The sequence below is a fragment of the Shewanella sp. BC20 genome (assembly GCF_003129585.1).
GTDB lineage: Bacteria > Pseudomonadota > Gammaproteobacteria > Enterobacterales > Shewanellaceae > Shewanella > Shewanella seohaensis.
Genome location: NZ_NHRI01000011.1, coordinates 148,510 through 170,834 on the forward strand (window position 1 = coordinate 148,510; position 22,325 = coordinate 170,834).

Consider the following 22,325-nt stretch of genomic DNA (forward strand, 5'->3'; position numbering starts at 1 on the left):
TATTTTTGTGTTACAACTTAATTGCTAGCCATTAAATGCGCAGCATAACAATAACAATTCAGCTACACGGTACTATTGTCAGTACCAAAAGCATTAATTGACAAGGAATGAAGTTGTGAAGACAAAATTATCTATCGCTATCTCGGCGGCACTATTATCAAGTGCAGCAGTTGCTAACAGTGGGTTCATTTTTGAAACTTACTCACCAGAAATCACCGCTCAAGACCAATATACCAAACCTAAACTAGCTGGAACTAACCTTACTGCTCCACAACGTTTTATCGTTGAAATGGAATCACCAGCTCTAGCCAAATATAAGGGCGGTATAGGCTCTTACGCTGCGACAGCTACTACCCAAAAGGGACAAAGGCTGAATATTCAGTCTTCCGAGGTGAAAAGTTATTCAAATTACTTAGCGAAAGAACAGAACAATTTTGCAGCAGCTTTAGCCAAGACTATTCCTAATGCTAAAGTAGAGCGTCAATTTCAAACCTTATTCAATGGTGTAACTGTAGTAGGTCAAGGTCTAACCGCTGACACTTTGGCAAAAATGCCTGGCGTGAAATCTGTTTATCCGGAAAGTATGTACGAAATTAGTATGGATGCATCCCACCAAGTCATTAATACCCAAGCCATGTGGAATGCTGTTTCTGGTATGGAGAATGCTGGTAAAGGTATTCGAGTTGCGGTCATTGATGGTGGTATCCGTCCAGAAAACCCAATGTTCGCCGATGCAGGTTTTACAGCCCCAAGCGGTAATTTACCGAAGGACGACTACTGCTCAACTGTAGATGCTTCTTTCTGTAACAATAAGTTAATTGTTGCGCGCTGGTCACAACCAACATTCCAAGTATGTCCAAACGAATATATGAGCCCTCTCGGGTATGGCGGCCATGGTACGCACGTTGCGGGCACGGCTGTTGGTAATAAGGTATCAACAACATATAAAGAGATTCCCGTCAAATTATCAGGTGTTGCACCCGCAGCCTATTTAATGGTCTATAAAGCACTCTTTAGCAAGGCAGATTGTACTGGTGGTAGTGGTTCTAACATTATGCTAATGGAAGCGTTAGAGCACGCCGTAAATGATGGTGCTGACGTAATCAACAACTCATGGGGTGGAGGCCCTGGTGGCGATCCAGCTAGCAGCCCTTACAAAACCATGTTTGAAGCAGCCGAAGCTGCCGGGGTCGTTGTTGTAACTGCCGCAGGTAACGACGGTAATGGTCCACAAACGATCGGATGTCCAGGCTGTATAGAGTCAGGTATCACAGTGGCAAACACAACGACTGGACGCTATTTTGCTAATAGCTTCAATACAGGTGGTGATGATCTCTTAGCCATTCCTAGTTCAGATGCTAACTTAGTAGCAGATATTACTGGTACTGTAATTGCTGCAAAAAATTTAGATGCTGAAAATGCGAATGGCTGTAACGCTTTTGCAGCGGATTCTTTTAAAGATGGCATCGCCTTAATCTCTCGAGGTGATTGTAATTTCACCTTAAAAGCTACCAATGCTAAAGCTGCAGGTGCTAAAGCCGTTGTTGTTTATAACAGCGTAGCTGGCGCACCACTTATCATGTCAATGCCTGGGGAAGATTTCCCTGCCGTAATGATAACTAAGGATGCTGGTTTGGCCATAATTGAGTCAATGGGTGACACAGCAACCACAGGCACAATCGTTGCGAATACTAAACGTATTATGGTTCCTGAGCTTGCTGATAACCTCAATAGCACTAGCTCTCGCGGCCCTGATGGTAACCAAAATATCTTAAAGCCAGATATTGCAGCTCCAGGTACAAATATCCTATCCGCATTCTCACCTGACGATGGCGGTGAAGACTTCAATATGATCTCAGGAACAAGCATGGCAAGTCCACATGTTGCAGGAGCTGCAGCACTGATGAGCCAACTTCATCCAGATTGGAGTGCAAACGATATTAAGACAGCCCTCACATCAACAGCTAAGTTTGATGGCATTCTTGATGATGATGCTGTTACGCCAGCGACACCATTCGATATGGGTGCTGGACGTATGGATTTAGATGCTGCCGCGAAAGCAGTTCTTACTTTTGATAAACCATCTATTGCATCAGATTCTTGTGTTGGTCCGTGTACCTTCACTCGCACCGTATACAATAAAGCCGATACCAAAACATCTTGGAATTTATCCGCCTCTTCTGATAGCACAGGAATTACAGTATCTCCAGCAAGCCTCGAATTAGCAGCCGGAGCTTCTGCCACCTTTACAGTGACAGTTGACTCTACGTTTGCAGAATACGGTGAGTGGATCTTCGGTAATATCATGATTACCAGTGCGGATGGTTTACAAGATGCTCATTTACCGCTAGCAGTTTTAGCTAAAGAATCAAGTGACTCTAACCTGATTTCAACCTACACCTCTAAAACAGATATTAATGCAAGTGATGTTATTCCCATTGTAGCTTCGATCAACAATACCGTATTTGAAAATACAGTCACTGTTACCGCGCAAACTCCAGTAGGAACGAAGCTCACCTCTAAAGACGACGTAAAAGTCACACTTACAGGTGCAACACAAAATGGATTACAAATTAACGAAGACCTTGGCTCAGTGACTTGGGTTGGTAAGCTCGACTTACCTAAAATGACCACGGTAAAAGGTGCACAACGATTCCCAAGTATTGTTGATTTGGGAGTAGAGCCAATTGCCTGTTCGGATGGTTGTGATGAACAATCCTTCACCTTTACTGTTCCTAGCTTTAAGTACAACGGCGTAAGTTATAACAAAATAACTATCTCAGATAACGGATTGGCAATTGTTGGCGGTGGCAGCGCGAGTGGAACCTATGCTAACAAAGAACTACCTGACGATAGTAACCCTAACAATATTCTAGCGCCATTCTGGTCAGATTTTGACTTATCGGATAATACAGCGGGTGATACAGGTGGTGGCAACCTAGCCGCGAGCGTCTTTACTGATGGTGCAGGCGCTAAATGGCTTGCACTTGAATGGAATAAAGGCCAGCTCTATGGTGATACTTCTGGTACAGCCTACACCTTTAGCATCTGGATAAAAACAGGTGACAGCGAAGAAGTTGTGTTTAACTATATCGACATCCCAAATATGCCTGCCAGTGTTACTATCGGTGCCGAGAATATCGGTGGCACGATTGGAACAACTTATCATCACAATGGCACAGGAAGTAGTATCACTACTGGTGATTCGTTAGCGTTGAAAACAACGACTGCTGGTAATGTCACTATCGACTACCAAGTCAAGACGACAGAACAATCTTTCGGTAGCATGGATATGGCTGAAACAGCTGAAGAAACTGCTGTTGATATTGATGTACTAGCAAATGATGGCACTCCGGCTCAAAAAGTTGCTCGCGCATCTATCACTGGTGACGGCATAACAGCAAATGCTCAACGCATTCTAGATATTCATCCTGTAGGGGCTCTTTCGAAAGCTACTATTGTTGATATGCCAACAAATGGAACTGTGAGCATATCGAATGAAGGAACTGCCACTTATGTTCCAAAGAAAGACTTCTTTGGAACTGATGCATTTACTTATAGTGCCGAGGATTCTGACGGCAATATTTCAAGTGCAACTAAGGTGACGGTTACAGTAACCAATGTTAATGATGCACCGACCGTTTCACCAACTGGTGATACTTTACCTGTAGGACAAAAAATGACGGTAATGTCCAATGCAAAAGATGTAGATGGTGACACTCTCACCTATATCTGGACACAAGTATCTGGCCCAACGGTCACTTTCAACCAAACAACCAAAGACATCAGCTTCACACCTAAAGAACAAGGAAGTTATACGTTTACTGTGGTTGCTAATGATGGTGTATTAAATAGCAACACAGGTGAAGTGACTGTAATTGCTGCTGCAGATAAAAATACTGACAATGGTGGTGGCGGTGCTCTGGGTTGGTTAACTGCATTGTTATTACCTCTGGCGGCAATGCGTCGTCGTATGAAGTAAGCAGTTCATCTATAAACAAAAGGGAGTCTATATGACTCCCTTTTTTATTGTGTAGATGCGTAGGATCTCGATGGTATCAACAGAACCGGATTACGAACGCAGGCCTATTCCCCGCGAGATGAGGTAATACGCAACGCCCCAAAGTACGGCACAAAAGCCCACCATAATGCCAATAGAAAGCGGGATGCTGATATCGGCAAAACCTAAGAAACCGTAACGGAAGACGTTGATCATATAGACCACAGGGTTCAGTGCCGAAACGCCTTGCCAAAAGGATGGCAGCAACGACAGTGAATAGAATACTCCGCCGAGGTAGGTTAAGGGCGTGAGCACAAACGTCGGGATGATGCTGATATCATCGAAACTCTTGGCAAATACCGCATTAATTAATCCCCCTAAGGAAAACAGCACTGAGGTTAAAAATACCGTCATGACCACAAGGCCTGCATGGTGCAAGCTGATGTCGACAAAGAACATGGCGACTAGCGTGACGATTAAACCAACGCATAAGCCCCGAGCGACACCGCCCCCCACATAGCCTGCGATCATCACATAATGAGGCACGGGTGCGACCATTAACTCCTCGAGATTACGCTGAAATTTCGCGCTATAGAAAGAGCTCGCCACATTCGAATAGGAGTTAGTAATTACCGACATCATGATTAAACCTGGCGCGATAAACTCCATATAAGATACGCCACCCATATCGCCAATGCGGCTACCGACCAAGTTACCAAAAATCAAAAAATACAAGGTCATAGTGATCGCTGGCGGAACTAAGGTCTGGATCCAAATCCGGGTAAAACGATTGATTTCCTTGGTTAATATGCTTTTGAAGGCGATAAAATACAGCTGTTTCATGCCTTAGCTCCTTGGGTTTTCTTCACTAACTCGACGAAGAGTTCTTCTAAACGATTGGATTTGTTACGCATCGACAAAACCTCTACCTTAGCGGCGGTTAACTGCGTAAACACATCATTGAGATTGTGATCCTTTGCCACATCCACCTCTAAGGTATGCGGATCGGTTAAACGGCACACCATGCCCTCAAGAGTGGGAGCGACATCGATGTCGCGGCGTAGGTCGAGGATAAAGGTTTCGAGATTCAGCTTGCTCAGCAAGGCCTTCATGCTCGTGCATTCCACCAGCACGCCCTTATCGATAATGCCGATATTGCGACAGAGCATTTCAGCTTCTTCAAGGTAGTGAGTGGTTAGAATGATAGTCACGCCCTGCTGGTTGATTTGCTTGAGGAATTCCCACATTGAGCGGCGTAACTCAATATCGACCCCCGCCGTTGGCTCATCTAAGATCAGTAACTTAGGTTCGTGCATCAGGGCGCGAGCAATCATTAATCGCCGCTTCATTCCCCCAGAGAGAGTGCGAGATTGGCTATTGCGCTTATCCCACAAATCCAGCTGGCTTAAGTATTTTTCGGCTCGCTCAAGAGCCACGGCCTTAGGCACACCATAATAACCCGCCTGATTCACGACGATTTGCAGTACCGTTTCAAACTGGTTGAAGTTAAATTCCTGTGGCACTAAACCTATGCACAGCTTGGCTTCCTCGAGCTGCTTATCGATATCAAAATCAAACACCTGCACAGAGCCAGCGGTTTTCTGCACCAAGGAGCTGATAATACCAATAGTGGTCGACTTACCTGCGCCGTTCGGGCCGAGTAGAGCAAAAAAGTCTCCCTGTTCAACGGTAAGGCTAATCCCCTTTACCGCTTCTACACCACCTTTGTAGGTTTTTTTTAGCCCCTCGAGTACGAGAGCATGGGCATGATTGACCATAGTGCTACCTGATCCTGAAAGAATGAACAAAACAATAAGATGGTGTCGAAAACAACAAATGCAACACGCCAAGCTGTATAAAAACGAATTATGGCTCTAGTTGATTGAATCAATACAGATTAATTTATTAAAAATAACTAATAGATCACCAAACGCGGATACGTGCCCCCAAACAACATTTACGTCGCCAACTTTCGGCACAAAACAAAACTCCCGCCTAGGCGGGAGTTTGAGTCATAACGCATCGGGCTTATTCGAGCGGCACCACTTTGGCGATATAAGGCAAGTTGCGGTATTGCTCAGCATAATCGATGCCGTAACCCACAATAAACTCGTCGGGGATCGTAAAACCGATAAAGTCGACTTTAACATCCACTTCACGGCGCTCAGGTTTATCCAACAGAGTGCACAGGGCTAAGCTCTTTGGCTCACGCAATAACAGCATTTCGCGCACTTTGTTTAAAGTGTTGCCCGAGTCAATTAAGTCTTCCACAATCAGCACGTCGCGGCCCGCGATATCCGATTGCACATCCTTCAGCACTTTCACATCCCGTGAGCTGGTCATGGCATTGCCATAACTCGAAACCGACATAAAATCGATTTCAACATGGCCTTTAATACGGCGGCACAGATCAGCCATAAATACGACTGAACCTTTTAACAATCCCACCATCAGCAAACGCTCGCTGTTGGCATAGTGGGCATTGATTTGCTCGGCCATTTGATCCAATTTTTGGCTGATCTCTTCGGCGGAGATCATCACTTCGGTGGTGTGTTTCATATCAGTCTCAATTGTCGATGTCATTGGGGGAGTGTTTGTCATAACCCCAGCGACTCGTTAATGCATGGTCAACGCCCAAATGATCGAGGATTCGAGCGACCATGAAGTCTACCAGATCTTCTACGGATTTGGGATTATGATAAAAGCCCGGCGCCGCTGGCATAATAGTGGCACCTAAGCGCGACAGGGTTAGCATATGCTCTAAGTGTATGGCATTAAACGGAGTTTCCCGCGGAACCAAGATCAGCTGACCGCGCTCTTTTAATACCACGTCCGCCGCCCGTTCGAGCAAATTATTGCTCATACCGGTGGCAACAGCCGCCAGAGTCCCCGTCGAACAAGGGCAAATCACCATTTGTTTAGGGGCTGCACTGCCTGAAGCCGGCGGCGAAAACCACTCATCTTTGCCTAATACCACTAACTCGCCAGATAAAGTTATCTTCTTCTGTGCCAGAACATCGAGCAATTGTGCCTTGGCTTTATCGCTGTTCGCACTGAGCTGCAAGCCATGCTCAGTGGCCAGCACCACACGGGCGGCGCTTGAGATCATTAAAAACACTTGATAGCCCGAGGCCAACAAGCATTCTAATAATTTCAAACCATAGGGCGCGCCCGAGGCACCGGTCCAGGCTAAGCTAATGGCTTTCTCAGATTTGGCATAGGCCATATTAGTCCGCCTGCTGAACAAACTGCGGGCTGACTTCGAGCGCCGCCAACAGTTTCTTATGTAAGCCGCCAAAGCCGCCGTTACTCATCACCACGATAGTGTCACCCGCTTTTGCCGAGGCAGAGACTTTAGCGACAACATCATCAATTTGATGCAGAACAGTCACAGGGATCACCGCCGCTTCCATCGCCTCTTTCATGTTCCAATCGATAGTATCGGCTTGGTATAAAAAGGCTTCGTCCGCTTGCAGCATGGAATGAGCCAGCGTGTCTTTGTGCACCCCACTCTTCATCGTGTTCGAGCGAGGCTCTAATACGATAGTGATTTTGCTTTGACCAACCTTGGCACGCATGCCCTTAATAGTGGTCGCAATCGCCGTTGGATGGTGAGCAAAATCATCGTATACGCTCACGCCGTGAACAGTGCCCAACAGCTCCAGACGACGTTTCGGCGGCACAAAGCGAGTTAATGCCGCGATAGCTGCACTCGGTTTAACCCCAACATGGCGCGCGGCCGCGATGGCCATTAGCGCGTTTTCAATATTGTGCTGACCAATCAGCGCCCATTCGAGCACACCTTGGGATTCGCCGTCGAAGAAGACTTCAAACTCGTGGCAATCATCACTTAAAGCCTTAGCATGCCAACCCTTAGTCACCTCAGCGGTGTGGAAGGTCTCTTGCTCGCTCCAGCAGCCCATCTCAATGGTTTGTTTTACCGCGTGGGAATCGGCAGGCCAAATCACTTTGCCTTGCCCTGGCACGGTACGGATCAGATGATGGAATTGTTTTTGGATCGCCGCTAAATCGGCAAAAATATCGGCATGGTCAAATTCGAGGTTATTGATCACCAGCGTACGAGGATGATAATGCACAAATTTAGAACGCTTATCGAAGAAGGCGCTGTCGTATTCATCGGCTTCGACCACAAAAAACGCCGATTCCCCTAAACTGGCCGACACGCCAAAGTTTTGCGGCACGCCGCCAATCAAGAAACCGGGTTGATAACCACAATCCTCTAAGATCCACGCCAACATGCTTGAAGTGGAGGTTTTTCCATGGGTACCAGACACGGCTAACACCCAACGTTCAGGCAGAATATGATCGGCTAAAAACTGTGGTCCAGAGGTGTAAGGGATCCCAAGGTTTAATACCGCTTCGACACAAGGATTGCCTCGGCTCATGGCATTACCAATCACCACAAGATCGGGATAACTACCCGCTTCACCTAACTGACTTGGGTCAAAACCTTGAATGAGTTCAATACCTTGCTCTTCAAGCTGCGTACTCATCGGTGGATAGACGTTGGCATCCGAGCCTGTCACTCTGTGCCCTTTTGCCCTAGCCAAGAGTGCTAGGCCACCCATGAAGGTTCCACAAATTCCTAAAATATGTACGTGCATACCGCTCGCTCTGATGTTTTTGAATTCAAGGCTATTCTAATCCATAGCACTGCAGATTGGCAGTTTAGGATCTCGGAAAAGCCACTTGTTTGGCAAAGATACTGATAGAGAAAGGGATTTTTACAATTGAGTGAAGTTTAGCTAACAGAATTGTGCCACCAAGCTCACTTATCCGCGCAAGCTGGCATAGAGCTTTGGATATTGACTGCGATGGCGATTAAAAAGGAACTGACGCAGGGCTTCTCGCTCTTCGGCTTCGGCCTGAAACCTGACAATCGCTAGTCCTTGCTCGTGGCGAATAGGCTCGATTTTAACCCGCATGGTTTCACCATCGGGTAACTGTAACTGCAGTTCTTGGCTATCGACCAACTGCTCAAACTGCTGCTGGGATTTAGCACGAATCGCCATGCCAGAACTCGACAAAGATACCACAGACCATTGTTCACCCTGATCTTGGTCGAAAATCCACACATCTTCTGGCTGAGTCAAACGCCAACTCCGCTCCGCCCCAGTGGCGTCGAACACTTCGGGAACACCTAAGGTGGGCTGCAATTGGCCAAAATCATCGAGGCGCATCTCTAAGGGAAACCAGAGTTTGTAGGGGCCGACTTCGGCCAGCAGGGTCAACTTGGCCTTCCCCAATAGCGAAGCCAGCGCTTGCGGCACATCGGTTTTGACCGTTAATACATGGTTAACCAAGGGCTCAGGATGAACATCCTCGGCGTTATGGGTTATGCGATTAGGAGAAAATAGCTCTCTAAAACAAGCTAATTCCTCTAAGGTTAAATGCGGCTCATCAACCATACTGCAACCTACTCAGATGAATCCCTTGTACAAAAAATTACCACCAAAGCATGGGGCTGTACATTTTTTCATCTATAAATTTGCAAAAAAAGAAAAGTAGGCTAGCAAGGCTAAGGTTTGACTCCTATTAGCCATTTGCACTATTTAGTGAAGATTAACCACTCGTTGAGCGCTGCTGATTCGCGTATTGAGCTAAATCACTCATCCTTTTGCTGACTGGCTGGAGGCGCGAAGAGGATTTTACAGCGCTCCGAGAATGTCAGCCCCCGCGCCGTCACCTCGCTGAACATATCGCGCCATTCGCTAAAGGTCACTTTGAGTGGATTAAAACTGTTGACGGGTTTAGTGATCCCGTAAATCACTGTCTCGCCCTCGGGTACAAAGGTACCGAAGAGTTTGTCCCAGATAATTAAAATACCGGCGTAATTTTTATCGATATATTGTGGATTACGCCCGTGATGCACCCTGTGATGGGAAGGCGTATTAAACAGCCATTCTAAGGGGCCAAGTGTTCTCACCGCTTGAGTATGCACAAAAAACTGCAATCCCAAGTTCAACAGCACCACAAAAACCACCCAATTAGGATCGAAGCCTAAGATCACCAGCGGCAACCAAAACACCCACATGCCAGCGAAGGGATACATCAAACTCTGACGAAACGCGGTGCTGAAGTTCATATTTTCCGAGCTGTGGTGCACCACATGGGCCGCCCACATCCACCGTACTCTATGGCTCGCACGGTGGAACCAGTAATAGCAAAAATCTTGGGCAATCATCAGCAGCACAAAGCTGAGTGGACCCATTTGAATATCGAATAATTTCCAACCAAATACCGCTAGGTACAACTTAGCGATCAGCAACCCCGTGAGGATATCCGCGCCTTGGTGCATGGCGGCGAGACTAAAATTACACAGCACTTCCTTGGTGTGGTAACGGGCACTCGTTGGCAGTTTTTGTCTTCTGTCGCCGAAATACCATTCCAGCAAAATGCAGACAAAAAACAGTGGAGCCAGTACCAGCAGCAACACCTCGGGATGATTGATTAACGCGGCGATATCCATATACCTTTATCCTATTGTTATTATTGTATTAAAGCGTAAATCGCCTACCAGCGGGCGTAATGGTCCTCGGTCAATCCCAACACATTGTTGAGTTGGAATTTACGTCCCTGATTGTCAATGATAAAACCGCTAAAAAGCCCCAGATATTGGCGAAAATTACTCTTCAGCAAGATAAAATTGCGTTTCTCACTGCGGCAATTTCGAGCCGTAAACTCTAAATCGACGCGGCCATCGTGACTATGAATACGCCAGAGATCTGTGCCCTGCTGACCATGACGGTCAAACTCAAATTGCACAGGTCCGAGTAAATGGCGCTCGCCATTGATCCAAAACACGTTTTCATTGGCACCGGTTTCATTAACACCCGCAGCAAGATTTAATCCAATCACCCCTTCATCAATTTGGGTATTGATGGATGCCCAGCGCCAACTAGTATCACGGCGCATAAAGCCCGCGGAAAAATCATAACCTGCAAGGGCAAAATTCAATGGTTGCGGTTCATGGTCTATGGTGAGTTGTCCTTTGACCGATAAGCCATTGTGTTTTTGGGTATAGGTCCAGCCGTTGTATCCCGTGGGGCTACACATGGCCATAGGTAAACTTAAAGGTAAGGCATGCAGGGTTAAATCGGCTTGAATGCTTTTAGTATCAATGACTAAATGCCAATTCCCCTGTTGGATCTTAAAAGTCACGCTAGCGCCTTTACCGCCGATTGCAGCAACCCCATTGGCGGGTGAAGGCGTCATCCGGTAGCCAATCCCAAAGGGTTTCAGCCAGTCCTGTTGAGTTAAGCTGTTGTTTTTAATGTCATATAAATAACAGAAACCACTCCCCAGATAGGCGATATCCGCCAGTGCGATGCCAATGATGTAGCGCGGCGTGATAATCGAAATAAACTGGAACTGCTTAAAATCAAACCGTTTTGCCCAGGCCGATGCGCGCTTGTCCATGGTATCGAAATAGGCAAAATCCGCTAAACCTAAGCTACCAACTATGCCATCGAAATGGCCGAAATGTGGCTGACCTTTGGCATTGATTAAACTGTCGGGGGCGATTTGGGTAATAATCCTAGACATAAACTCGCCTTTGCTTGTGCAGTCGAAGGAGCATTTATGCTCTCTTATTTAATGTTGAATTTTTACTCTAACCTGTCGCCCATTGCATTAAAAGAGTGCAAGCTCAAATTGTTGTGATTTTGTTGCCGGCAAGAGTTCGGTTTAATCTCACCTGCGAATCATAAAAAAAGCGCCCGAAGGCGCTTAATCGACACAAACTTATCCGCAAATTGATAGCGAATGCTTCCGTAAACCTAATTCCGTAAACCTAAGTCGTTAGAAACGATAACTCATGCCGAAATTTACCCCTTGTAGCTCGAGTTCTTTCATTGGCACATATTGGTATTCAAGGTTTAGCCCAAAGCCCGACTGAAACCGATATTGCCAACCGACCGCGCCGTAAAAACCTACATCGTCCGAATCCATCTCTTGCTTATCCATCTCATAACTCACTTGGGTGTAAGCAGCGCCGAGTTTGGCGTACAAACTATTACCACGGGAGAGCGCATATTCGCCATAGGCGGTAGCTCTAACACCTTGGAAGCGTAAATCTTTTATCTCGCTGAATGTACTAACGAGCGCACTTGCCACACCACCAGAGCCCGTTAAATACCCTGCTTCAACGCCAAAATTGTCGTTAAGCATATAGCGATAATACAAGTCGCTGGTGAAGGTATCGCCCGCATCATATTTGCCGCTCTTAGTTTCAAATTCTTGGGTGCCGTAGCCTAAGCTGCCACCTAACACATGGGGAGAATCGCCAGCATTCGCCTTGCACACGACAGAGCCCGTCAACAGTGCGAACGACAACAGCCAAGTATTAATTGTTAAGTATTTCATATTGTTTAAATTCAGTATGCAGATGTAGGCACATCATAACCTTTGCACCTGTATAAGGACTGAACCCGAGTGCATTGTGGTAACGGGGGGGATTTCTGGTATGCTGTAGCCACTTTTTACTTGCATGAGATCCCCCATGAAAAAGTTATTATTGACGCTGACTTTCCCCCTGCTCTTCGTGGGCTGCGCGAGCCAAAATCCAACTCATATGGCATTTAGCCCACAGGTTCCCGATATTAGCCAACAGACCACCAGACCCGTACAGATCTCATTGGATACCATTGATACCCGTAACGTCGAGTACGTGGCGCGCTTTATCGAAGAAGGCACTAAGACCCGCCTCGTCGGCCCGAGTGAGCCACCAAAATTATTGCTCGATGAAGTTTTCCGTAACGGTTTTACCCAAGCGGGCTACCAGATTGACCCAAGCGCGACCAACTCTGTGCAAGTCCAGTTAGAAGAACTGCAAATGGATGTCACCAAAAAGACCTTCGGTTATGAAGCCAAACACAGCGTACTGATTGCCGTGCAAGCCCGTAATTCCAGTCAAGAATTGGTCAAACGCTATAAAGCCAAGGGCACTTTAAAAGGCCCGTTAACGCCAGACTTTGCCACTCTAGAGCTGGATATGAACAAGTTACTCGGCCAACTCACCGGGGAAATTTTGAATGACCCTGAGTTAAACCAGTTCCTGCAACAATAATAGTGCTAATCGATAATTAATAAGGAAATCATAATGTTTCGTTGGATATCTGCACTCTTAGTTCTGTGTGCCAGCTATAGCAGTTGGGCGGCAATCGACATTCAACCCGATACCCTATATCCCCAAGTCGAGTTTGATACCAGCCTAGGTAAGATTGTGGTCGAACTCGATAGAACCCGCGCACCGATTACCGTCGATAACTTTCTGACCTATGTGGTCAAAGGCGAGTACAACAACACGATTTTCCATCGCATTATCAGTGACTTTGTCGTTCAAGGTGGCGGACTAAACCCACAATTAGAAGAATTACCCGCAGGAAAACCGATATTTAACGAGTCTGGCAACGGCTTATCCAACAGCATGGGCACGATTGCGATGGCGCGCGACAACGATCCCCACTCTGCTACCCGTCAGTTTTACTTCAACGTGGCGGATAACACTAAGCTGGATCCATCCAAACGTCGTTGGGGTTATGCGGTATTTGGTGAAGTGATTGAGGGCAAACAAGTGCTGGAAGCCATGGCCGTGGTCGAGACCACGACCAATGCAAAACTCAATTGGCCCGATGTGCCAGTAACACCTATCATATTGAAAACAGCTAAATTACTGCCAAAAAAATAATCGAAAAAAATTTGAGCAAAAGCCCTAATCCTCTGTCTATACTCAAAAGGCAACAGAAAGGAGGCAAGGGTGACGATTGAAGAATTTATCGATAATAAAGCGCCCCAACTTGCTATGTATGGCAAAGCATTTTTGAGTGACGAGCTCGATTTCCATGAAGTCCAGCTCTATCTTTGGGACACACTCGAGGAATGGCAATTACTCATTCCAAGTTGTGAAGCGCAAACAGAAACAGAAACCGTGTTTTGGCATTTGCTCCATAGTTTTAACAAGTGGCCAGACTGGATGATCCGCGGCAATCAGTACCTGTGTCAGCAGTTGCATGCGTGCTGTGACTTCCTTAGTTTGGGAGGCCAAATGCCCTCAGGGTGCGTTGGTGTTCGACCTTGAGTAATACACTCTCTAAAGACTCAGCTTGCTGGGTCTTTTTATTTCCCCCCAGCCGCACAGAAACCCATCGAGCATCAAAAGGATACGCATTAATCCTTGAATCCCACCGCATCTTACCCGTAAGCTAGGCGGATTCGACTCCTCGGCTCATGCTTATGTTCGTCATCGGTTTAAATCGGCGCATCTTAGAATTCTTTAGCGTTTACTACCATAAGCGCGTGTTGATACTGCTGTTACTCGGCTTTTCTGCCGGCCTGCCATTAATGTTGGTCTTTTCAACCTTGTCTTTTTGGCTGCGGGAAGCGGGAGTCGACCGTACTTCTATCGGGTATTTCAGTTGGATAGCGCTGGCTTATGCCTTCAAATGGGCCTGGTCGCCCTTGGTGGACAGATTATCTCTGCCCATACTGACGCGCTTTTTAGGTCGTCGGCGCAGTTGGATGCTGTTCGCCCAGCTGCTGTTGGTCGGCGCCATTTTGGGTATGTCCTTTAGCGACCCACTGCAAGATCTCGAACGCTTGGCCGTATTTGCCCTGATGGTCGCCTTTGCATCCGCCACCCAAGATATTGTGATTGACGCCTTTCGTATCGAATCTGCCCCCGAAAAAATGCAGGCCGCGCTTGCTGCCGCCTATCAAGTGGGCTATCGCAGTGCCATGATTGTGGCGACCGCTGGCGCACTCAGCATCGCCGCTTGGGTTGAACCCGGCAATACCGAATATAATCTGCTCGCTTGGCAAACTTCCTATTTGGTGATGGCAGGACTGATGTTTGTCGGGGTGTTAACAACGCTTTTTAGCCGCGAGCCACAGGTCGATACCCGCGCCGCCGATGAGACAGAATTAGCGGTAAAACAACGTTTGAGCGAGCGTTACCCCAAGCCCGTTGCGGCGAGTCTCTCATGGATTTATACCGCCAGCATACTGCCCTTTATCGACTTTTTTAAACGCTATGGTCGCAGCGCCATTTTGATTCTTTTGCTGATTTCCTGCTATCGCATTTCGGACATTGTGATGGGGATTATGGCCAACGTGTTCTACGTGGACATGGGATTTAGCAAAGAAGAAATTGCTTATCTGAGTAAGATCTATGGCCTTATCATGACCTTAGTTGGCGCAGCCTTTGGCGGTATCCTATTAGCCCGCTTCGGCACCATGAAGATTTTATTCCTTGGCGCCCTCTTGGTCGCCGTCACCAATTTGCTGTTTGCTTGGCAGGCGATGATTGGGTACAACGTCCAATTTTTAACCTTTGCTATCTCGGTCGATAACTTTAGCGCCGGTATTGCCACCGCCGCCTTTATCGCTTACCTCTCGAGCCTCACCAGCAGCGGCTACAGTGCGACCCAATATGCGCTGCTCTCCTCGATTATGTTGCTTTTCCCTAAGTTTATTGCTGGCTTCTCGGGCGCCTATGTCGATGCCTATGGCTATGTGAACTTCTTTGTCGCTGCCAGTGTGATAGGTTTTCCCGTGTTACTGCTTATTCATTTAGTGAATCGATACGTGCCCCATGGCAGCAAAGACAACGCCGAATCTAAGCAATAAAAAAGCCCCTCGTCTTTGATAGCGAGGGGCTTTTGAATGTCTATCAGCACAGTGACTCGAGGTGAATCACATGCTGGCTAGGCTTTGCGATTAATCGCGGAAGTTATTGAACTGGAAAGGCTGCCCCAGATCCGCTTGACGCACTAACGCCATCACAGCTTGTAAATCATCGCGGGCTTTACCCGTCACACGCACTGTGTCGCCTTGGATCTGAGATTGCACTTTAATCTTGCTATCCTTGACCATCTTAACGATTTTCTTGGCGATATCCGTCTCGATCCCTTGCTTAAAGCGCACTTTCAGGGAGAAGGTTTTGCCACTGTGTACCGACTTTTCGTCGACATCCATAGTCGAAGGCTCAACGTTACGCTTGCTCAATTGGGTACGCAGAATATCGACCAACTGCTTGCACTGGAAATCATCTTCCGCGGTGAGAGTCACCACATGATCTTTATATTCGATGCTGGCATCTTTACCACGAAAATCGAATCGGCTGCTGAGTTCACGGCGGGAGTTTTCGACCGCGTTACGTAATTCAACCTCATCCACTTCAGACACAATATCAAATGAAGGCATAGTTGCCGCCCCTTAGGTGATTGTAAATGCCCATAGTTTACCGACTCCCTCCCCCAAGTTGAAGGTTAACTTTACCCAAGCAAGATAAAACTCGGGTTATGGATGACTTTGGCGGCACATTTTCCTATTATGGCGTCACACTAAGATAATCAAATTGTATTTGTGATAACTAAAAACACCCTATTCAAATTGGCTTTAGCCGTAGCCTTTGTCGTGATCAGTTATCTGGTGTTTTCCAGACCAACCTATTCGCAAAGTATCCCCAATATCGATAAGGTAGGCCATCTTGGGAGCTTCTTCTGTCTCTCTTATCTGACCTTTCTCGCCTTTCGCCCTAAGTGGTACTGGCTCTCGCTGGTACTCGCCGCCTACGCGATTTTGATTGAGCTAGTGCAATCGCGTTTACCCTACCGCAGCGCCTCTGTGGGCGATGTGTTAGCGGACTTTGCTGGTATCGCTTTGTTTTACTTCTGTCTTTGGGCCTATCGAAAATACTTTAGCGCCGCCCAACTCAAGGAAGAATAATGTTCGGCCAAGGTGCGTCATCCACTATGGAGCCTCAAATCACCGATATCGCGATTTTAGGGGCTGGCGCCGTGGGGCAATTGATTTGCCATCAACTGCATTCGGCGGGATTAGCCGTAGGCCTGATAGCGCGTGAATCAGTATCCACTTCTGAGGCGACGGATTGGCAAGACCTCGTGTTTTGCCCTCTGCCATCAACGGATGCAAGTGCCGACTCAGTCTCATACCGAGTGCCTAAACTCAGTTTAGACGGCACTGGCTTACAGCAGGTTAAGCTGCTAATTGTGTGCGTTAAGGCTTATCAAGTCATTGATGCTATTAGCCCTTTACTCGACAAACTCTCGCCCCAGTGTCATATCCTGTTATTGCATAATGGCATGGGTCCACACTTGGCTCTCGCGCCCAAATTACAGGGTCGCGGCTTAAGCCTTGGTACTACCTCCCAAGGCGTGCTGCGCCAGTCCCGCTGGCAAGTCAAACAAACCGGTCAAGGCTTGACCCAGTTTGGCCATTTTACCGGACCCGCATTACCACACACACTGCGTGATGGGCTGCTCAACGCTATCCCCAGCAGTGAATGGGTTGAGGCAATTATCCCGAGTCTTTGGCAAAAGCTTGCGGTAAACGCCGCGATTAATCCGTTGACTGCCCTGCATCAATGCCACAATGGCACCTTGGCTCAAGCAGAATTTACCCAGACCATAGCCAGTATCTTAGATGAACTGGTCGAGGTGGCCGCCCACGATGGTATCGAGCTGGATAGACAAATGCTTGAAGTGCGCGTGTACCGGGTGATTGAACTCACGGCCGCGAATTTCTCGTCGATGCACCAAGATGTAGCACACCATAGGCCAACCGAGATTGCACAAATTAATGGTTATATTTGCGACCGCGCCAGCGCGCACGGTTTAAGTGCAGCCACCAATGCCCAAATGTGCCAAGCCATTAAACAGCTGTCGGCAATAACGCCACAAGCTTAATTAATATACTTAATTGATTTTAAATGGATTTATCCCTATCCAACCGAGCTTAATAAAACTCGGCGATATTCCAGCATTTTTAAATGCACTCGAATTGGCATTTTGATACTAAATGCACCATCACAGCGCACCAAATCAGGGCGTAATCACCTGTTTTTGCACTGTTTTGCGGCAAAAACACTGTCTATTTGAGTGCGCCACTTTGTTAACATAATGATAATAAAAACATTATTGTTATGGCCTGATTCCTGCTTTGTTCACCTCACTTACGTCTGAAGTTCGTTGGAGAATAAAGTTGAAACTCATCACCGCTATTATTAAACCCTTTAAAATTGATGATGTACGTGAAGCACTGACGCAACTTGGTATCCAAGGTATGACAGTGACCGAAGTACGCGGTTTTGGCCGCCAGAAGGGACATACAGAGCTATATCGCGGCGCCGAATATGCGGTCGACTTTCTCCCCAAAATGAAGCTTGAAATTGCCATCCATTCCGAGCAGGAAGATGCGGTCATCGAAGCCATCGTTGCCGCGGCTCACACGGGTAAAGTCGGCGACGGCAAGATATTCGTCACTCCACTCGAGCAAGTGATCCGCGTGCGCACCGCTGAGGAAGGGAGTGATGCAATATGACCCAACAGACAACCGCACTTAACGCTACGCTCGAGCGCAGCACAAATACCCAAACCAGCCAGCACACTCAGTCCGCTCAGCCAAACGCCCATTATTCAAAATTGGGTTATCAGGCATTATTGGCGCTGTTCGCTAGCGGCTTTGCGGGCACGGCTTTGGCCGATGAGGCGCAGCTCAGCGGCGCCAACACGGCATGGATTTTAAGCTCATCGGCCCTCGTCCTATTGATGACACTCCCAGGGCTGGCGCTGTTTTACGGCGGTCTGGTGCGCAGTAAAAACGTGCTATCGATTTTAATGCAGTGTTTTTCTATCGCCGCTATCGCCTCCGTGCTGTGGTTTGTGGTGGGTTACTCTATCGCCTTCGATACCGGCAACGGTTTTATCGGCGGGCTGGGTAAAGCCTTTTTAGCCAGCATTGGTCGCGACAGTGTCAGTGGGGATATTCCCGAACCTTTATTTATGCTTTTCCAGATGACCTTCGCGATTATCACGCCAGCGCTGATCATCGGTGGCTTTGCCGAGCGGATGAGATTCTCCGCCGTACTGATGTTTTCAAGCGCTTGGTTGCTGTTAGTCTATGCACCTATCACCCACTGGGTGTGGGGCGGCGGCTGGTTGGCCGAGCTTGGCCTGTATGACTTTGCTGGCGGTACCGTCGTACACATTACCGCTGGGGTGGCGGCACTGGTGGCGGCAAAAGTGTTAGGGCCGCGTAAGGGATTCTTAAACTCGGCCATTATGCCCCATAACCTGACCATGACAGTGACAGGCGCGGGCATGTTGTGGGTAGGCTGGTTTGGCTTTAATGGCGGCAGCGCTTTAGGCGCCAATGGCACTGCGGCCATGGCGATTCTCGCGACCCATCTAGCCGCGTCGATGGGCGCCATCACTTGGGCAGGTATCGAGTGGTATAAATTCGGTAAGGCCAGTGCACTTGGTATAGTCACAGGCATGGTGGCAGGCCTTGGCACTATCACTCCAGCATCGGGTTATGTCGGCCCTGCTGGCGCGTTAGTTATCGGTTTTCTTGGTGGTGTGGTCTGCTTCTTTTCAACTGTCTACATTAAACAAAAGCTTAAGATTGACGACTCACTCGATGTGTTCCCTGTGCATGGTGTCGGCGGTATTCTCGGTACTTTGCTGGCGGGAGTATTTAGTTCGACTCAGCTTGGGATCTTCAGCGGTTATGGCTTTGCCAGTGTTAACCACACTATGCTTGACCAACTCGGGGCACAGGCCATTGGCATTATCGCTACGTTCACCTATACAGCGATTGTAACTTGGTTATTGTTTGTGGTGATTGGCAAAATCCTCGGCGGACTTCGCGTCAGCACAGAGCAGGAAGTGAATGGCCTAGACCTTTCCGAACACGAAGAAACAGGCTATAGCCTGTAGCTCGATGACTAGACTTGCCATCAGAACTCACGTCCTGATGGCAAGTTTACTGATACTGCTTGTTAATGAACCTTCAGCCATTGCATAAGCTCATCTAATTTCATCGGCTTAGCGTATAAATAGCCCTGCAAAAAGTGCACTTCACGACTGATTAAATAGTCCGCCTGCTCTTGGGTCTCAACCCCTTCGGCCACAGCCACATAATTCATCTTATGGCAGAGTTCGATGATGGTATCGAGCACATGGGAGGTCACCGAATCTTGTCCTATGGTATCGATAAAGCATTTATCGATTTTAAGGTAATCCAAGGTAAAGGTTTGCAGCAGCGACAAGGTTGTCTGCCCAGTACCAAAATCATCAATCGCCACCAGAATCCCCAGCTCACGTAGCGCCGCAATTCGCTCACACATATCCGCCGTTAATAATTGCCGCTCGGTGATTTCGATTAACGGCTGCACACCGATTTCGGCAAACGCATCCCTAAGGTAACGAAACTTAGCCTCGATATCGCTTTGGATAAAATGCTCGGGCGCCACGTTAAAACCGACCCTAAAACCCGGTTCCACTTGCATCGAGCTAAAATCGGCCAAGGCCCGTTCAAAAATATAATTGGTTAATGGCACGATTAATTGGCTTTCTTCGGCGATGGGAATAAACAAATCAGGACGAACTAAACCCATTTGCGGATGTTGCCAACGCACCAGCGCTTCAACGCCTTTGGCTTTGCCATCTTCACTGCCCACAATAGGTTGGTATACGAGGAAAAACTCTTTATTTTCAATGCCGCTTCTAATGTCGTCCGCAAGGGAGTGACGCCCACTACGCTTCGACAACAATAGGCTAGACAGTATGATCAGGGTAAATATCAGCGGCAGTGATAATGCAAAGGCAATCCAATAAAAATGCCAAAACAATCCCTTAGAGATCTCCAGCAGGATGACAAAATCCTGATGCACATCAAACTGATCCTTCGCCAATACCCTAATAACTTGGTTACCACTAAACTGCGGGCTTGAGGGCAACGTCGCCCCATGTAAGCCAAGCACAACGGTTTTCACCGCGCGAGGAAAGACATCCGGCTGAATAAAACTATCGATAAGGTATTGGCCTTCGGAAACAACCACGGCGCCGTATTGCGTATTCTCATTCTTATAAATCGTGATGATCGCTGGTACACCCAGTCGAGCAGGCGTCTCAGGCACGATATATTGCGCGCCATCTTGCAAACTATTCGCAGGAAGTAAGGTATTTAAGGGGAGATTCACCCCTCCCGTAGTCGACGAGCAGTAAAACGCGTTTGCATTGAAGAGTAATACGCCCCGAAAATAAGGCTGAAAATACATATATTCTGCTAACTTGCCACAATCTTGTTCAGTTAAGTCCTTGGCAAACTCACCCACTTCATCCGATAAGTCTAAGATTGCCTCTAGACGCTCCAAATTGAAACGGCCAATCTCCGCGGCTTTATTATGGCTTAAATAGTCCGCGATAAAGTAACTCAATAGCAAAGCTAAAAAGATGGGCAACAGGAGTAAGGTTAGCCAGTGTTTTAATGTCAATTCGGATAAAGAGAAGGTGTGACGCATCGAAATTTGGGCAAGAATCGTACGGACTGGCATAGTAACAAATCCCCGTTGAATCGATTGTTATTTTTTGTATCGACAGTATCTTAGCGACTTAAAGAATCAAAAATATAGCCGATTTGGTCTTTCTTGCCCTATGTTTTGATTAATCGATTATCGGGCCTGCGCAACTTCACTAATCGATACCGACTTTGCCATCAATTGCCGCATTATTCCCACATCACTAATATCGCCGCCAAGGCGATTAAGATAAGGCCGAGCAACTCTTTAATTTTCACTTTCTCTTTGAGCCAGAATGCCGAAATCAACATCATAAAGAAGATTTCTACTTGGCCTAGGGTTTTCACGTAGGGTACGGCCTGCAAAGACATGGCACTAAACCAACCAATAGAGCCAAAGCAGCTGGCGGTACTCGTCAGCAAGGTTAACCTAGGCCGTTGGATTAAGGCGATTAACGTTTCCTTATCCTTTAGGACTAAATAACTGACTAACACTAAGGTTTGCAAACAGATCACGCATAACAATACCCAAGCGGCGCTATGGGGAAAGCCGACATTTAACCTTAGGCTTGCTTCCCTCACCCATAAAGAGGTCAGTGCAAAGGCGCTGCCGCTAGCAATGCCGAGCAGCACAGTGCTTAGGGATAACTGCCTAAGCCCTTGCTTGGCACTCAATAAAAACACGGCAACGCCACCTAAAATCACCCCAATCCAACCGAGTAACGATAAATGGGTGCCAAAAAAGAAGGTGCCTAATATCGCGGCGACAATGGCCTCACTCTTGGCAAGCCCGGCACCGATGGCAAAATTTTGTTGTTGAAACAACTTAACCATCAAGCCAGTCGCAAGGATCTGCATCATGGATAATGGAATGGACCCATCCACTTTAAATCGGCCTCGCAATGGGCCACGATGTAGTCGCTAAAACTCATCAGAAAGAGGACGGGTCCACCTATGAAGATTACTACAATCGGTTTAGATATCG

The 22,325-nt window shown here is 47.4% G+C and carries 20 protein-coding genes and 1 pseudogene; 9 read left to right on the plus strand and 12 right to left on the minus strand.

Annotation, left to right across the window (positions count from 1 at the left end; translation table 11 throughout):
* The first annotated feature begins 115 nt into the window (after positions 1–115).
* Positions 116–3,982 (plus strand): S8 family serine peptidase, encoded by a 3,867-nt coding sequence (locus CBX96_RS12920; RefSeq protein ID WP_109286986.1) that lies wholly within the window; start codon positions 116–118, stop codon positions 3,980–3,982.
* A gap of 90 nt (positions 3,983–4,072) precedes the next feature.
* Here CBX96_RS12920 and CBX96_RS12925 read toward each other — a convergent pair whose 3' ends face one another.
* From CBX96_RS12925 to CBX96_RS12965, 9 genes are all read right to left on the minus strand, one after another.
* Positions 4,073–4,843, minus strand: coding sequence for an ABC transporter permease (locus CBX96_RS12925; RefSeq protein WP_011715945.1), 771 nt, complete (start codon positions 4,841–4,843; stop codon positions 4,073–4,075).
* Positions 4,840–5,778 carry an ABC transporter ATP-binding protein gene (locus CBX96_RS12930; protein ID WP_109286987.1) on the minus strand — a complete coding sequence of 313 codons (939 nt, stop codon included), beginning with the start codon at positions 5,776–5,778 and terminating at the stop codon, positions 4,840–4,842. The genes CBX96_RS12925 and CBX96_RS12930 overlap by 4 nt, the downstream gene beginning before the upstream one ends.
* Before the next feature lie 250 nt (positions 5,779–6,028).
* Positions 6,029–6,559 carry a hypoxanthine phosphoribosyltransferase gene (hpt, locus tag CBX96_RS12935; RefSeq protein ID WP_011623888.1) on the minus strand — a complete coding sequence of 177 codons (531 nt, stop codon included), beginning with the start codon at positions 6,557–6,559 and terminating at the stop codon, positions 6,029–6,031.
* A gap of 7 nt (positions 6,560–6,566) precedes the next feature.
* On the minus strand, positions 6,567–7,226 hold the full coding sequence (locus tag CBX96_RS12940) for a flavin prenyltransferase UbiX (RefSeq protein WP_109286988.1): 660 nt from the start codon (positions 7,224–7,226) through the stop codon (positions 6,567–6,569).
* A gap of 1 nt (position 7,227) precedes the next feature.
* The gene (gene mpl / locus CBX96_RS12945; RefSeq protein ID WP_109286989.1) at positions 7,228–8,625 is read right to left on the minus strand and encodes a UDP-N-acetylmuramate:L-alanyl-gamma-D-glutamyl-meso-diaminopimelate ligase; all 1,398 of its coding nucleotides are present in this window, start codon (positions 8,623–8,625) and stop codon (positions 7,228–7,230) included.
* Between the two features lie 168 nt (positions 8,626–8,793).
* On the minus strand, positions 8,794–9,429 hold the full coding sequence (locus CBX96_RS12950; protein WP_109286990.1) for a hypothetical protein: 636 nt from the start codon (positions 9,427–9,429) through the stop codon (positions 8,794–8,796).
* A gap of 197 nt (positions 9,430–9,626) precedes the next feature.
* Positions 9,627–10,490, minus strand: a complete 864-nt coding sequence (locus tag CBX96_RS12955; protein WP_109286991.1) for a sterol desaturase family protein — start codon at positions 10,488–10,490, stop codon at positions 9,627–9,629.
* Positions 10,491–10,534: 44 nt separating this feature from the next.
* Positions 10,535–11,566, minus strand: a complete 1,032-nt coding sequence (locus CBX96_RS12960; RefSeq protein ID WP_109286992.1) for a DUF2804 domain-containing protein — start codon at positions 11,564–11,566, stop codon at positions 10,535–10,537.
* Between the two features lie 255 nt (positions 11,567–11,821).
* The gene (locus CBX96_RS12965; protein WP_109286993.1) at positions 11,822–12,385 is read right to left on the minus strand and encodes a porin family protein; all 564 of its coding nucleotides are present in this window, start codon (positions 12,383–12,385) and stop codon (positions 11,822–11,824) included.
* A 136-nt stretch (positions 12,386–12,521) separates the two neighbouring features.
* On the opposite strand from CBX96_RS12965, the gene CBX96_RS12970 reads away from it, so the two are divergent.
* The 4 genes from CBX96_RS12970 (at position 12,522) to CBX96_RS12985 (ending at position 15,646) form a co-directional block, all read left to right on the plus strand.
* Positions 12,522–13,088, plus strand: a complete 567-nt coding sequence (locus tag CBX96_RS12970; protein ID WP_041412552.1) for a YajG family lipoprotein — start codon at positions 12,522–12,524, stop codon at positions 13,086–13,088.
* A 33-nt stretch (positions 13,089–13,121) separates the two neighbouring features.
* Positions 13,122–13,709 carry a peptidylprolyl isomerase gene (locus tag CBX96_RS12975; RefSeq protein WP_011623896.1) on the plus strand — a complete coding sequence of 196 codons (588 nt, stop codon included), beginning with the start codon at positions 13,122–13,124 and terminating at the stop codon, positions 13,707–13,709.
* A 69-nt stretch (positions 13,710–13,778) separates the two neighbouring features.
* Positions 13,779–14,099 carry a hypothetical protein gene (locus CBX96_RS12980; protein ID WP_109286994.1) on the plus strand — a complete coding sequence of 107 codons (321 nt, stop codon included), beginning with the start codon at positions 13,779–13,781 and terminating at the stop codon, positions 14,097–14,099.
* Positions 14,100–14,248: 149 nt separating this feature from the next.
* Complete coding sequence (locus tag CBX96_RS12985) at positions 14,249–15,646, plus strand: MFS transporter (RefSeq protein WP_011623898.1); 1,398 nt, start codon at positions 14,249–14,251, stop codon at positions 15,644–15,646.
* 90 nt (positions 15,647–15,736) lie between these two features.
* Here the strand turns inward: CBX96_RS12985 and CBX96_RS12990 are convergent, their stop codons facing one another.
* Positions 15,737–16,222 (minus strand): YajQ family cyclic di-GMP-binding protein, encoded by a 486-nt coding sequence (locus CBX96_RS12990; protein ID WP_011623899.1) that lies wholly within the window; start codon positions 16,220–16,222, stop codon positions 15,737–15,739.
* Between the two features lie 162 nt (positions 16,223–16,384).
* On the opposite strand from CBX96_RS12990, the gene CBX96_RS12995 reads away from it, so the two are divergent.
* From CBX96_RS12995 to CBX96_RS13010, 4 genes are all read left to right on the plus strand, one after another.
* A complete protein-coding gene (locus tag CBX96_RS12995) occupies positions 16,385–16,747 on the plus strand; it encodes a VanZ family protein (protein WP_011623900.1) in 363 nt (120 codons plus the stop codon).
* On the plus strand, positions 16,747–17,727 hold the full coding sequence (locus CBX96_RS13000; RefSeq protein WP_109286995.1) for a ketopantoate reductase family protein: 981 nt from the start codon (positions 16,747–16,749) through the stop codon (positions 17,725–17,727). Before CBX96_RS12995 ends, CBX96_RS13000 begins: the two co-directional genes overlap by 1 nt.
* A gap of 295 nt (positions 17,728–18,022) precedes the next feature.
* The gene (locus CBX96_RS13005; RefSeq protein ID WP_089068421.1) at positions 18,023–18,361 is read left to right on the plus strand and encodes a P-II family nitrogen regulator; all 339 of its coding nucleotides are present in this window, start codon (positions 18,023–18,025) and stop codon (positions 18,359–18,361) included.
* A complete protein-coding gene (locus CBX96_RS13010; RefSeq protein ID WP_258294599.1) occupies positions 18,358–19,758 on the plus strand; it encodes an ammonium transporter in 1,401 nt (466 codons plus the stop codon). The genes CBX96_RS13005 and CBX96_RS13010 overlap by 4 nt, the downstream gene beginning before the upstream one ends.
* 62 nt (positions 19,759–19,820) lie before the next feature.
* Here CBX96_RS13010 and CBX96_RS13015 read toward each other — a convergent pair whose 3' ends face one another.
* Both CBX96_RS13015 and CBX96_RS13020 read right to left on the minus strand, forming a co-directional pair.
* Positions 19,821–21,377, minus strand: a complete 1,557-nt coding sequence (locus CBX96_RS13015; protein WP_109286996.1) for an EAL domain-containing protein — start codon at positions 21,375–21,377, stop codon at positions 19,821–19,823.
* Positions 21,378–21,550: 173 nt separating this feature from the next.
* Positions 21,551–22,204: pseudogene (locus CBX96_RS13020) on the minus strand (multidrug transporter); the annotation flags it as partial.
* Positions 22,205–22,325: the final 121 nt, after the last annotated feature.

Excerpts from the sequence above, each read along its gene's own strand:
- CBX96_RS12925 (WP_011715945.1), bottom strand. The coding sequence starts at position 4,843 with ATGAAACAGCTGTATTTTATCGCCTTCAAAAGCATATTAACCAAGGAA.
- CBX96_RS12930 (WP_109286987.1), bottom strand. The coding sequence starts at position 5,778 with ATGGTCAATCATGCCCATGCTCTCGTACTCGAGGGGCTAAAAAAAACC.
- hpt (WP_011623888.1), bottom strand. The coding sequence starts at position 6,559 with ATGAAACACACCACCGAAGTGATGATCTCCGCCGAAGAGATCAGCCAA.
- CBX96_RS12940 (WP_109286988.1), bottom strand. The coding sequence starts at position 7,226 with ATGGCCTATGCCAAATCTGAGAAAGCCATTAGCTTAGCCTGGACCGGT.
- mpl (WP_109286989.1), bottom strand. The coding sequence starts at position 8,625 with ATGCACGTACATATTTTAGGAATTTGTGGAACCTTCATGGGTGGCCTA.
- CBX96_RS12950 (WP_109286990.1), bottom strand. The coding sequence starts at position 9,429 with ATGGTTGATGAGCCGCATTTAACCTTAGAGGAATTAGCTTGTTTTAGA.
- CBX96_RS12955 (WP_109286991.1), bottom strand. The coding sequence starts at position 10,490 with ATGGATATCGCCGCGTTAATCAATCATCCCGAGGTGTTGCTGCTGGTA.
- CBX96_RS12960 (WP_109286992.1), bottom strand. The coding sequence starts at position 11,566 with ATGTCTAGGATTATTACCCAAATCGCCCCCGACAGTTTAATCAATGCC.
- CBX96_RS12965 (WP_109286993.1), bottom strand. The coding sequence starts at position 12,385 with ATGAAATACTTAACAATTAATACTTGGCTGTTGTCGTTCGCACTGTTG.
- CBX96_RS12970 (WP_041412552.1), top strand. The coding sequence starts at position 12,522 with ATGAAAAAGTTATTATTGACGCTGACTTTCCCCCTGCTCTTCGTGGGC.
- CBX96_RS12975 (WP_011623896.1), top strand. The coding sequence starts at position 13,122 with ATGTTTCGTTGGATATCTGCACTCTTAGTTCTGTGTGCCAGCTATAGC.
- CBX96_RS12985 (WP_011623898.1), top strand. The coding sequence starts at position 14,249 with ATGCTTATGTTCGTCATCGGTTTAAATCGGCGCATCTTAGAATTCTTT.
- CBX96_RS12990 (WP_011623899.1), bottom strand. The coding sequence starts at position 16,222 with ATGCCTTCATTTGATATTGTGTCTGAAGTGGATGAGGTTGAATTACGT.
- CBX96_RS13000 (WP_109286995.1), top strand. The coding sequence starts at position 16,747 with ATGTTCGGCCAAGGTGCGTCATCCACTATGGAGCCTCAAATCACCGAT.
- CBX96_RS13010 (WP_258294599.1), top strand. The coding sequence starts at position 18,358 with ATGACCCAACAGACAACCGCACTTAACGCTACGCTCGAGCGCAGCACA.
- CBX96_RS13015 (WP_109286996.1), bottom strand. The coding sequence starts at position 21,377 with ATGCCAGTCCGTACGATTCTTGCCCAAATTTCGATGCGTCACACCTTC.